11 protein-coding genes and 1 riboswitch are annotated in these 11950 nt (G+C 61.7%); of the genes, 5 read left to right on the top strand and 6 right to left on the bottom strand.

Going from position 1 to position 11950, the window contains the following annotated elements:
• Positions 1–39: 39 nt before the first annotated feature.
• Together AOA60_RS06480 and AOA60_RS06485 are read right to left on the bottom strand one after the other, a co-directional pair.
• On the bottom strand, positions 40–489 hold the full coding sequence (locus AOA60_RS06480; protein ID WP_003171323.1) for a DUF1249 domain-containing protein: 450 nt from the start codon (positions 487–489) through the stop codon (positions 40–42).
• On the bottom strand, positions 480–1097 hold the full coding sequence (locus AOA60_RS06485) for an NUDIX domain-containing protein (protein WP_099583696.1): 618 nt from the start codon (positions 1095–1097) through the stop codon (positions 480–482). Before AOA60_RS06485 ends, AOA60_RS06480 begins: the two co-directional genes overlap by 10 nt.
• 192 nt (positions 1098–1289) lie before the next feature.
• Between AOA60_RS06485 and AOA60_RS06490 the strand changes: the two genes are divergently transcribed.
• Positions 1290–2027: an RsiV family protein gene (locus tag AOA60_RS06490; protein ID WP_099583697.1), complete on the top strand. Its 738-nt coding sequence runs from the start codon at positions 1290–1292 to the stop codon at positions 2025–2027.
• Here the strand turns inward: AOA60_RS06490 and cytX are convergent.
• Together cytX and thiC are read right to left on the bottom strand one after the other, a co-directional pair.
• On the bottom strand, positions 1996–3285 hold the full coding sequence (cytX, locus tag AOA60_RS06495; protein WP_099583698.1) for a putative hydroxymethylpyrimidine transporter CytX: 1290 nt from the start codon (positions 3283–3285) through the stop codon (positions 1996–1998). The two genes, AOA60_RS06490 and cytX, sit on opposite strands and share 32 nt — an antisense overlap.
• A gap of 145 nt (positions 3286–3430) precedes the next feature.
• On the bottom strand, positions 3431–5320 hold the full coding sequence (thiC, locus tag AOA60_RS06500; protein WP_099583699.1) for a phosphomethylpyrimidine synthase ThiC: 1890 nt from the start codon (positions 5318–5320) through the stop codon (positions 3431–3433).
• Positions 5321–5467: 147 nt separating this feature from the next.
• A riboswitch (TPP riboswitch) is annotated at positions 5468–5573 on the bottom strand.
• A gap of 196 nt (positions 5574–5769) precedes the next feature.
• Between thiC and AOA60_RS06505 the strand changes: the two genes are divergently transcribed.
• Positions 5770–7209: a TolC family outer membrane protein gene (locus AOA60_RS06505; RefSeq protein WP_099583700.1), complete on the top strand. Its 1440-nt coding sequence runs from the start codon at positions 5770–5772 to the stop codon at positions 7207–7209.
• Between the two features lie 22 nt (positions 7210–7231).
• Here AOA60_RS06505 and waaA read toward each other — a convergent pair whose 3' ends face one another.
• The gene (waaA, locus tag AOA60_RS06510) at positions 7232–8509 is read right to left on the bottom strand and encodes a lipid IV(A) 3-deoxy-D-manno-octulosonic acid transferase (protein WP_099583701.1); all 1278 of its coding nucleotides are present in this window, start codon (positions 8507–8509) and stop codon (positions 7232–7234) included.
• A gap of 23 nt (positions 8510–8532) precedes the next feature.
• Positions 8533–9423 (bottom strand): LysR family transcriptional regulator, encoded by an 891-nt coding sequence (locus AOA60_RS06515; RefSeq protein WP_099583702.1) that lies wholly within the window; start codon positions 9421–9423, stop codon positions 8533–8535.
• A gap of 97 nt (positions 9424–9520) precedes the next feature.
• On the opposite strand from AOA60_RS06515, the gene AOA60_RS06520 reads away from it, so the two are divergent.
• The 3 genes from AOA60_RS06520 to AOA60_RS06530 all read left to right on the top strand — a co-directional run bounded on the left by AOA60_RS06520 (position 9521) and on the right by AOA60_RS06530 (position 11940).
• Positions 9521–9856, top strand: coding sequence for a multidrug efflux SMR transporter (locus AOA60_RS06520; RefSeq protein WP_003236297.1), 336 nt, complete (start codon positions 9521–9523; stop codon positions 9854–9856).
• Between the two features lie 99 nt (positions 9857–9955).
• Positions 9956–11131, top strand: coding sequence for an FAD-binding oxidoreductase (locus tag AOA60_RS06525; RefSeq protein WP_099583703.1), 1176 nt, complete (start codon positions 9956–9958; stop codon positions 11129–11131).
• Positions 11128–11940 (top strand): aldo/keto reductase, encoded by an 813-nt coding sequence (locus tag AOA60_RS06530; RefSeq protein ID WP_099583704.1) that lies wholly within the window; start codon positions 11128–11130, stop codon positions 11938–11940. The genes AOA60_RS06525 and AOA60_RS06530 overlap by 4 nt, the downstream gene beginning before the upstream one ends.
• The last annotated feature ends 10 nt before the right edge of the window (positions 11941–11950 follow it).

The following is an 11950-nucleotide window of genomic DNA, read 5'->3' on the forward strand; positions in this document are numbered from 1 at the left end:
CGCAAAGAGGAAACCCGGGGAAGCAGACGCAGTTCACATCTACCGCACAACCTCAAACTCATGGCCCAGGGCCAGGCAATGGCTCAACCACTCACCGAGGAACACATTGAGCTGCGCTTTCTCATCGGGCTGGTGCATGAACACGTTGGGGTAAGGATAGATGCTGCGAAAGCGTCGTGCATGTTCGGCGCTGATCACTTCCGCCATACGGGCGTCGTGGTAGACCTGCACTTCCAGTTGCGGCACCGGCAACCAAGGCAGGCTGTGCTCCTGGCGCACGCGCAGGGTGGTGGTGTACGGGCAGTTGACGATGACTTCCAGGGCCAGCACGCCGAGCATCTGGTCGCCATGGGTAACGCCGATACGCCGCGCCTCGGGGGCGTGGCGCATGTCGGGCAACAGGCGCATCAGCCGCGCATAGTTGGCTTCGCAGGCGGCTTGCAGCCCGATCAGGTCGACTCGATAACGTTCCCGCGCCTTTACTGCCATAACCCCCTCACTTCCGCGCGATTAAGCGCAAGCCATTGCAGGGCGATAATGCTGGCTGCGTTGGAAATCTTACCGTCGCGTACCGCTTGCAGGGCATCTTCGAAGGCCCAGACGGTGACGCGGATATCTTCTGCCTCTTCTTCCAGTCCATGGACACCACCGGCACCGACGCTGTCGCAACGGCCCAGGTACAAATGCACAAACTCGGTACTGCCACCGGGCGACGGGAAATACTTGGTGATCGGCCACAGCGCGGAGAACGTCAGCCCAGCTTCCTCCTCGGCTTCGCGGTGTGCAACCTCCTCTGGCTGTTCTTCCTTGTCGATCAGCCCCGCGACCATTTCCACCAGCCAAGGGTTGTTGCTGCGGCCCATGGCACCTACTCGGAACTGCTCGATCAATACCACTTCATCGCGCTGCGGGTCGTACGGCAGGACACACACCGCGTCGTGACGGACGAAAACTTCGCGGTTGATTACACGACTCATGCCGCCATCGAACTTTTCGTGGCGCAGTTGCACGCGATCAAGCTGGTAGAAGCCCTTGTAGGCATTGTCGCGCTGAACAATCTCAATCTTGCTCGGCGTCGATTTTGCTGTGTCCGTCATATCCTTTCCTCGTTATGCCTGAGCAATTCGCGCCATCCTAACGCGCTCGCGCCCTAGGATGCAGCCCCTTTCCGGTTGCCGGGATAGACGGCGGCGGTCAAACTCACTCTAATCAGCTTAGTGGCGAACTGACTGCCTTGCAGGTAGTCGAAGCTGCACAATTTCGCTCTTATCGATAGACGAAGGACATCCATGTCGCTTTTAAAAATCGCCTCCGTGGCCTGCATCGCCTTGACCCTCGGCGCCTGCCAAAGCCTGTTCCAACCCAACTGGCGCACCCCGCTGGAAGCCACCCGCGACACCACCGAACAAACCCGGCCGGGCTGTGCCAGCGCCGATTGCGCGTTGGTGAATATCGACACCGTGCACTTTGCCAAAGACCCCAAGCTCGACGCCTTGATTGAACAGCGCCTGCTGGAAATGACCGGCGCCAACCCGCTGCCGACCAGCCTTGAGAGCTATCGCGAGCAATTCCTGAAAACCGCGGCGCCCAGCAACAGCATGTATTTGCAGGCCAAGGTACGGGAGCAGCATGACGGCTTGGTGATTATCGAACTGTCCAGCTACCTGGATCAGGGCGCCACCCATGGCGAGCCGGGCCGTGCGTTCATCAACTATTCGCGCCAGCAGCAAAAAGCGCTGTCGCTCACCGATATGCTACTGCCGGGCAAGGAAGACGCCTTCTGGAAAGCCGCCCAGGTGGCGCACAACAGCTGGCTGATCAGCACCCGCCTGAGCCTGGAACCGGAGTTCGTGAAAACCTACCCCTTCCAGAAAACCCCGAACGTGGCGCTGACCTATGGTGGCGTGGTCCTCAAGTACCCCACCACCACCATCGCGCCGTATGCCTTGGGCCATGTCGAGTTGCAGATTCCCTACTCGCGCCTGGAAGGCATCCTCAAGCCTGAGCTGGTGCCTGCGCGCCGCTGAAGGCGCGACCCAGGATGAACTGCAGCAACCCTGCCAGCACCAGCGCCGGCAGGGTTGCGCCGACATCCGGGTAGAGATTCGCCAACAAGTGGTAAGTGGCGATGCCACCCAGCCAGGCCAGCAACGCCGACCAACGCAGGCTGGTGACCACACCCTGGCCACGACGGCGCAGGATGAAATGATCCACCAGCACCACGCCGAACAACGGCGCGAACACCGAGCCGATCAACAGCAAGAAGTTCTGGTACTGGGCCAACGGCGCAAAACAGGCGATCAAGGTGCAGATCACCCCGATAGCCAATGCCAGGTGCTCGACTTTCAAGCGCAACAAAATCCCGCTGGACACCGCCGCCGAGTGAATATCGGCAAAGGCGTTTTCCGACTCATCCAACAGGATCAGCAGCAGCGGAATCCCCAGGCCCGCACCCGCCAACGCCAGGAGCAGCGCGTTCACTTCGCCGCTTGGCGCGAACGCCAGGGTATAGGCCACGCCCAGGCTCATCAGCCAGAAATTACCGATAAAGAATCCCAGCGCGGTGCCGCCGAAGACACTTTTGGCGCGCTTGCCGAAACGGGAGTAATCGGCAATCAGCGGCAGCCACGACAGCGGCATGGCGATGGCAATATCAAAGCCCACCGCAAATGGCAGCGAACCGTCACCGGCCTGAGCCCATAACGCGGCCAGGTCGGCCTTGGCAAACAGGTTCCAGGTCAGCCACACGCAGGCGGCGAGCAGCAGCCAGATGCCCCATTTGCGCAGGATCTGGCGCACAAAGGTCAATGGACCGCTGACTGCCAGCAAGGTCGCCAGGCCGCCAAAAAACAGCGTCCACAACACAGGACTGGCCAACAGGCTGCCCTCGCTGAATGCCCGCGTGCCCAGCAGGCTGGCGGCATCGCGCATCACGATGATTTCGAACGAGCCCCAGCCGATCAGTTGCAGCAGGTTCAGCAACGCCGGCAGGCTTGCGCCCTTGGCGCCGAGGCTGAGCTTGAGCGCGGCCATGGCGGACAGGCCGGTATCGCTGCCGATCACGCCGACGGCGGCCAGCGAGAGCACGCCGACCAGGGTGCCGAGAAAGATGGCCAGCAATGAACCGCTAAGGCCCAGGCCCGGAGCGAGCAACGCGCCGGTTTGCAGGACCATCAGGCCGATGCCGAGGGAGAACCACAGGGAGAAGAGGTCGCGGGCGCCGAAGACTCTTTTGTCAGCAGGCACCGCGATGTCGGGGGAATAGGTGCTGGGTTGAATGCTCAAGGGTTTTATCTCTGAAGAACATTTGTTGTTTGGGAGATAGCAATCGGGGGCAAGCCCCCTCCCACAGTTTTGAAAGTGTTCACACTTCAAATGTGGGAGGGGGCTTGCCCCCGATGAGGCCGGCACAGTTACCGCCAACCCCGGATCAGACCTTCTTGTACAGCTGACTCCCCTCCTGCTTGAACCGCTCCGCCTGCTCCGCCAGCCCCTTGGCCACATCCACATCCACCGCGTCAATGCGCTGGTTGGCCGCGTATTCACGCACTTCCTGGGTGATTTTCATCGAGCAGAATTTCGGCCCGCACATCGAGCAGAAATGCGCGACCTTGGCCGAGTCCTTCGGCAGGGTTTCATCGTGATAGGAACGTGCGGTGTCCGGGTCCAGGCCGAGGTTGAACTGGTCTTCCCAACGGAACTCGAAGCGCGCCTTGCTCAAGGCGTTGTCGCGGATCTGCGCGCCCGGATGACCTTTTGCCAAGTCTGCCGCGTGGGCCGCGATCTTGTAGGTGATGATCCCGGTCTTCACGTCATCCTTGTTCGGCAGGCCCAGGTGTTCCTTGGGCGTGACGTAGCACAGCATGGCGCAGCCGAACCAGCCGATCATCGCCGCACCGATACCGGAGGTGATGTGGTCGTAACCCGGCGCGATGTCGGTGGTCAACGGGCCGAGGGTGTAGAACGGCGCCTCGTCGCAGCATTCAAGCTGCTTGTCCATGTTCTCCTTGATCAACTGCATCGGCACGTGGCCGGGGCCTTCGATCATGGTTTGCACGTCGTGCTTCCAGGCGGTCTTGGTCAGTTCACCGAGGGTTTCCAGTTCGCCGAACTGCGCGGCGTCATTGGCGTCGGCAATCGAGCCAGGGCGCAGGCCGTCGCCGAGGGAGAAGCTGACGTCATAGGCCTTCATGATTTCGCAGATTTCGTCGAAATGCGTGTAGGTGAAGTTCTCTTTATGGTGCGCCAGGCACCACTTGGCCATGATCGAACCGCCACGGGACACGATGCCGGTGACACGCTTGGCAGTCAGCGGCACGTAGCGCAGCAAAACGCCGGCGTGGATGGTGAAGTAGTCGACGCCCTGCTCGGCCTGTTCGATCAGGGTGTCGCGGAACAGCTCCCAGGTCAGGTCTTCGGCGGCGCCACCGACTTTTTCCAGGGCCTGGTAGATCGGCACGGTACCAATCGGCACCGGCGAGTTGCGGATGATCCACTCGCGGGTTTCGTGGATGTGCTTGCCGGTGGACAGGTCCATCACGGTGTCCGACCCCCAGCGAATGCCCCAGGTGAGTTTCGCCACTTCTTCTTCGATGGACGAACCCAGGGCGCTGTTGCCGATGTTGCCGTTGATCTTCACCAGGAAGTTGCGACCGATGATCATCGGCTCCAACTCGGTGTGGTTGATGTTGGCCGGGATGATTGCGCGGCCACGGGCGATTTCTTCGCGCACAAACTCGGGGGTAATGATTTTCGGCACGCTGGCGCCGAAGCTGTGGCCAGCGTGTTGCTGGTCCAGCAGGCCACTGGCACGGGCCTCTTCAAGCTTCATGTTTTCGCGGATGGCGACGTATTCCATCTCGGCGGTGATGATGCCTTTGCGTGCGTAGTGCATCTGGGTGACGTTGGCACCGGCCTTGGCGCGGCGCGGGTTCTTAACGTGGGCAAAGCGCAATGCGGTCAGTTCGGCGTCGCTGAGCCGTTGCTGGCCGAAGTGCGAGCTCAGGCCGGACAGGCGCTCGGTGTCGCCGCGCACTTCAATCCACGGCGAGCGCACATCGCCCAGGCCTTTGCGCACGTCGATGATCACGTTGGGGTCGGTGTACGGCCCGGAGGTGTCATAGACCACCACGGGGGCGTTGATTTCACCGCCGAAATCGGTGGGGGTCACGTCCAGGCTGATCTCACGCATCGGCACACGAATGTCCGGGCGAGTGCCCTGCACGTAGATTTTTTGCGAGCGGGTAAACGGCTGCACAGAGCCGGAGTCGACCTTGGCCGATTCACTTAAATGCACAGTGTTTTTTAGTTTTGTCGTCATCACGGGCTCCAACTTATCCAGGCGGTGGATTTTTGTCGGAGCGAACCTGTGACGGATGGACGCACTGAAACCAGTGCTGTGCTTGGCGCACGAGGACTGTTCGATTGTCGAACAGCATCCCGGACGAAGCACAAGAGGACTCGCCGGGTGACGAGAAATCTTGTTCCCTACGCAGGCGCTAACCTGATCAGGTTCAACGGGATCCGGTATTTACCGATCTCAGCCTTCCAACAAGGCACCCCGACAAGAACGCGGCCAGTCTAGACCATGCCGTGGGCAAATTGCCAACAGTGGAGCATTCAGCGTGATGAATGGCGCAATTGCAGGATTGTTGTGCCGGGGTCGCACCACTACACTCGGGTGCTGCCTCAAGGCTTGACGCCAGGAATGGCCAGCCGTAGCCTTGGGCGCTAAATTATCATCGTAATATTCACACTAGGGATCGCCTCATGCTGCGCAAACTTTCACTGGCTGTTGCCGTGTCTTGTGCGACCAACGCAATGGTCTGGGCAGCAGAAGCGCCCTTGTCTGCCAGAACCGATCTGGTCAGCGTCTATCAGGAAGCGGTGGATAACAACGCCGACCTGGCTGCCGCCCGCGCCCAATACGGCGCGCAAAAAGAAGTGGTGCCCCAGGCACGCGCCGGGTTGCTGCCGAATTTGTCGGCCGGTGCCGATATCAACAACGTACGCACCCAGATCGACACGCCAGCGGCCACTGCCAACCGCGACGCCCATTCCTGGCGCGCAACCCTGAGCCAGCCGCTGTTCCGCGCCGACCGCTGGTTCCAGCTGCAAGCCGCCGAGGCCGTCAACGAGCAGGCCGCATTGCAACTGTCAGCCACGGAACAGAATCTGATCCTGCAAAGCGCAGAGAGCTATTTCGCCGTGCTGCGCGCCCAGGACAACCTGGCCTCCACCAAGGCCGAAGAGAACGCCTTCAAGCGCCAACTGGACCAGTCCAACGAGCGCTTCGATGTGGGCCTGTCGGACAAGACCGACGTGCTGCAATCCCAAGCCAGCTACGACACCGCTCGCGCCAACCGTATCCTGGCCCAGCGCCAGGTGGATGACGCCTTTGAAGCGCTGATCACCTTGACCAACCGCCAGTACAACTCGATCCAGGGCATCGTGCACACGTTGCCGGTGTTGCCGCCGCTGCCGAACGACGCCAAGGCGTGGGTTGAAACCGCCGGCCGCCAGAACCTGAACCTGCTGGCCAGCAACTACGCCGTCACCGCTGCCGAAGAAACCCTCAAGCAGCGCAAGGCTGGCCACGCGCCGACCCTGGATGCGGTAGCGCAGTACGAAAAAGGCGATAACGACGCCCTCGGCTTCAGCAACCCAAATGCCTTCGGCACGCCGTATCGCGGTGATGTCGAGCAGCGCACCATCGGCCTGCGCCTGAGCATCCCGCTGTACAGCGGCGGCCTGACCAGCTCGCAAGTGCGTGAGTCGTACTCGCGCCTGGGCCAGACCGAGCAGCAGCGCGAAGGCCTGCGCCGCCAGGTGGTGGAAAATACGCGCAACCTGCACCGCGCCGTGAACACCGATGTGGAACAGGTGCAGGCGCGCCGCCAGTCGATCATCTCCAACCAGAGCGCGGTGGAAGCCACGGAAATCGGTTACCAGGTGGGTACGCGCAATATCGTCGACGTGCTGGACTCACAGCGCCAGCTCTACTCGTCGGTGCGCAACTACAACAACAGTCGCTACGACTACATCCTCGACAACCTGCGCCTGAAGCAGGCGGCGGGCACCTTGAATCCAGGGGATTTGCAGGACCTGACGCGGTACCTGAAGGCGGACTACAACCCTGATAAAGACTTCCTGCCGCCGGACCTGGCCAAGGCTGCCGCCGAACAACTCAAAGCCCGACCGGGTTATTGAACACACTTGGATCATTGTTGAGTCAGTGAGTGATCAGTCTGGCCAACCCATCCAGCAGGCGCTTCAGCGCGCCTTGGTTGGCCTGCATCACCTTGAGCCCCGCCTGCGCCATCCGACGCGCATCCTGCGGCAGCTCGAACAGCTGCCGCACGGCTTCGGCCAACCCTTGCGCGTCATCCACCTCACGCAAAGCCCCGGCTTCGCGCATCATCGCGGTGATTTCGAGGAAGTTGAACACATGCGGCCCCATGATCACCGGCTTGGCCAGCGCCGCCGGCTCCAGAGGGTTGTGCCCGCCGGTCGCCACCAGGCTGCCGCCGACGAAGGCGCTGTCGGCCAGGGCATACAGAAACAGCAACTCGCCCATGGTATCGCCGAGCAGCACCGAGGTGTGTGCACTGACGGGCTCGCCGGTGGAACGGCGCACCGTGGCAAACCCTTGCTGCTTGCACAGCTCGAACATCGGACCAAAACGCTCCTGATGACGCGGCACCAGAATCAGTAATGCATTGGGATAGCTGGCGAGCAACTGACGATGCGCGGCCAACACCACCTCATCTTCACCTTCGTGAGTACTGGCGGCGATCCACACCGGACGCTCGCTGGCGCCCCATTGCTCGCGCAATGCGGCCGCTCGCTCCAGCAGTTGCGGGTCGATGGTCAGGTCGAACTTGATTGAACCGGTCACCTCTACAGTCTCCGGCCGCGCGCCAAGGCTCAAGAAGCGCTGGGCCTCGGTGTGCGTCTGTACAGCGAACAAACTCATTTGCGCCAGCATCGGCGCCGTCAGCTTGGCGAAACGTCCATAACCCTTGGCCGAACGGGCCGACAGCCGCGCATTGGCCAACGCCACCGGAATGCCGCGCCGAGCGCAGGCGTGGATATGGTTGGGCCACAGCTCGGTTTCCATGATCACCGCGAGCCTGGGCTGCACGCGGTCGAGAAAACGCTTGGCCGCGCACGGCAAGTCATAGGGCAAATAGCAGTGCTGGATGCGCGGCTCGTCGGCGAACAACGCCTGGATCCGCTCGGAGCCGGTGGGCGTCATGCAGGTGACGGTGATCGGCAGCTGTGGATAACGCTGCAGTAGCCCGCGGATCATCGGCGCGGCGGCAATGCTTTCGCCCACTGACACGGCATGCACCCATATCCCGCCCGGTTTCATCACCGGCAAGCCATAGGAGAAGCGCTCGCCCACGCGCTCGGCGTAGGCCGGCGCCTTGCGGGCGCGCAGCCACAGACGTAAAGCCACCAACGGCAGCGCCAGGTAAAACAGACAGCTGTAGAAAGTTCTATTCATGGCGGCGGAGTTTATCCACTTTTTCAATCAATCGCCCGCAGGCACTCGGCAAAACGTTCGGCGAGGAAACGTGCCGCGGGCCCGAGGTGCTCATCGCGGCGCCATACCAGCTCCACCACCAGGGCCGGCGGCGTCCACTCGCTGCCCAACTCAACCATTTGTTGCTGATAAGTCGGATATTGCACGATGTGCCGCGGCAGCCAGGCCCAGCCCAGGCCACTCATCAGCCATTCGGCCAATACGTAGAAACTGTCGGCGCGCCACACCAGCGGGCTGGCGGCTTCGCTGCCGGGATAGACACTGGTCTGCGTCGACATCAGCAGCTGCCGGTACTGGGCCAGGCGCTGGCACGTCACGTACCCGTCCTTGACCAGCGGGTGGTTCACACCGCAGACCGTGACCATTTCCACACTGCCGACCACGCGCCGCTCAAGGGCCTCGGGAATCTGGTCGTGATAGAACAACAGGCCCAGGTCCGCCTTGCGCTCCACCAATTTGCGCGCCACGTCGCCTTGGGCGGCACTGGACAGCTGCACTTCCAGCAAAGGGTATTGCACCGCCAGCGCCTCAAGGCTGTCGAGCACCGGCTGGAACAGCATCGCCTCGTCCTGAGCCAGGCGCAGGCAGGCTTCTTCACCACGGGTCAGCGACAACGCCCGGCCGTTGAGCCGCTCACATTGACGCAGCACTTCGCGCGCCTCTTCCAGCAATACGCTGCCGGCTTCCGTCAGGCGCGGCTGGCGGCCACTGCTACGCTCAAACAGGCTCACGCCCAGGTCTGCCTCCAGCAGCGCAACTGCATTGCTCACCGCCGATTGCGCCTTGCGCTGCCCACGCGCCACGGCCGAAAACGAACGCTGCTCGGCGACGTCGACAAACAGGCGCATCTGTTCAAGATTCCACTGCATGGCCAACCCATCTCCAAATCGGATAGGTAATGACTTTACCCCATCTGGCAAAGCTCTAGAATGCCGACCTTATCCAATGCGCTGCACACCGAGGATTGACGCCATGAACCCTGCCTACTATTACCTGGCTATCGCCATTTGCTCGGAAGTGATTGCTACTGTCTCGATGAAAGCCATCAAGGGCTGGAGCACGCCAATCCCGTTACTGCTGGTGATCGTCGGCTACGGCGTGGCCTTCTGGATGCTGACGCTGGTGGTGCGCACGGTGCCGGTGGGTGTGGCCTACGCCGTGTGGGCCGGGATGGGCATCGTGATGGTCAGTATCGCGGCGCTGTTTATCTACGGGCAGAAGCTGGATGTCCCGGCGATGCTGGGGATGGGCCTGATTGTGCTGGGCGTGGTGGTTATCCAGTTGTTCTCGAAAACCGCCGGGCATTAAGCACCCGATATTCGCAGCCTCGCTAAAGCTCGACAGCGCCTACGGTGTGCACGGTTTGAGAATGTATACTTGCGGCCTTGTTTAGAAATGAGGTCGCCCATGCCATCCGTTATGTCCACCGACGTTCTGATTGTCGGCGCCGGAGTTGCCGGCCTCTGGCTGAATGCGCGCCTGCGCCGCCAGGGGTTTTCCACGGTGGTGGTGGAAAGTGCCACGTTGGGTGGCGGGCAAAGTCTGAAGTCCCAGGGGATCATTCACGGCGGTGCGAAATACGCCCTGCACGGCGCCCTTACCGGCGCCTCCGAAGCGATAGCCGATATGCCGCGCCGCTGGCGTGAAGCCCTGGCGGGCAACGGCGAGCTGGACCTGTCCGGCGTGCGCTTGCTGTCCGAAGCCCATTACCTGTGGTCCCCCGGCACGATCGCCGGCAACCTCACCAGCTTTTTTGCCAGCAAGGCCGTGCGTGGCCGTGTCGATCAGGTCAAGGGCGACGACCTGCCAGCGGCACTGCAAGACCGCCGTTTCAAAGGCAAGGTGTATCGCCTGGCCGAGTTGGTGGTGGATGTGCCAAGCCTGATCGACCGCCTCGCGCAATTGGCCGGTGACGGCTTGCTTGCAGGGCAACAGATCGAACCGCTTTATGAAGGCAACAAACTGGTGGGTTTGAAGGTCGATGGCCGCGAGATCCGCGCCCAGCGCATCGTCCTGAGTGCCGGCGGCGGCACCGCTGAACTCCTGGCAACACTGGGCCTGAGCAACCCGGCCATGCAAAAGCGCCCGTTGCACATGATCATTGCCAAAGGCCCCGGCCTGAAGCCGCTGTACGCCCATTGCCTGGGCGGCGGCACCAAGCCGCGTATCACCGTGACCACCCATCCGGCTGCCGATGGCAACTGGGTGTGGTACATGGGCGGTGATATTGCCGAGGCCGATGGCGTGGCGCGCACGCCCGAAGAGCAAATCGCCACCGCCCAGAAAGAACTCGCACAATTGCTGCCCTGGATCGACATGAGCCAGACCCGCTGGGCCACTCTGCGCGTGGACCGTGCCGAGCCGCTGCAATCAGGCCTGAGCCGTCCCGACAACGCCTTTGTCGCAGAAGAAGGTCGCCTGCTGGTAGGATGGCCAACCAAACTGGCGTTGGCGCCAGACTTCGCCGATCGGGTGATCAACAGCCTCGAACGTGACGGTATCCGCCCGAGCACCTGCGAGCCACTGCCGGAGCTGCCTAAACCCGCCCTCGGCGTACCGGCCTGGGAGCAACTGCTGCCATGAGCCTACCCACCTTGCACGACCTGCATCGCCCTTTGGGCAGCACCGGCATTCTGGTCTCGCCGCTGGGCCTGGGCACCGTCAAGCTGGGCCGCGACCAGGGTGTGAAATACCCCAACGGCTTCCAGATTCCGGATGACGATCAAGCGCGGATGCTCCTGCGCCAGGCCCGCCAGTTGGGCATCAACCTGATCGACACCGCACCGGCCTATGGGCGCAGCGAAGAACGCTTGGGGCCGCTGTTACGCGGCCAGCGCAAGGATTGGGTGATCGTCAGCAAGGTCGGCGAAGAGTTCGAAAACGGCGTCTCGCAGCACGACTTCAGTGCTGCCCACACCCGGCTGTCCATTGAGCGCAGCTTGAAACGACTTGAAACGGATTTTATCGACCTGGTGCTGGTGCACTCCGATGGCAACGACCTGCACATCCTCAACGACTGCGAGGTCTACCAAACCCTGGCGGAGCTGAAAAAAGAGGGCAAGATTCGCGGCTTCGGCTTCTCCGGCAAAACCGTCGAAGGCGGCGTGAAGGCTTTGGAACAAGGTGATTGCGCGATGGTCACTTACAATCTGAACGAACAGACAGAGAAAGCCGTCATTGAATATGCGGCGGCCCATGGCAAAGGCATTCTGGTCAAAAAGGCGCTGGCCAGCGGCCACGTTTGCCTTGAGCCTGGAATGGATCCAATACATGCGAGCTTCATGCTGTTGTTTGCGCAAACCGGCGTCGCCAGTGCTATTGTCGGGACCATTAATCCGCTGCACCTGGCCCATAACGTGGCGACCGCTGCCAAGGTCATTCGTCAACTCTGATGCCGCCCAC

The sequence above is a fragment of the Pseudomonas sp. 2822-17 genome, assembly GCF_002742485.1.
GTDB classification, from domain to species: domain Bacteria; phylum Pseudomonadota; class Gammaproteobacteria; order Pseudomonadales; family Pseudomonadaceae; genus Aquipseudomonas; species Aquipseudomonas cyclaminis.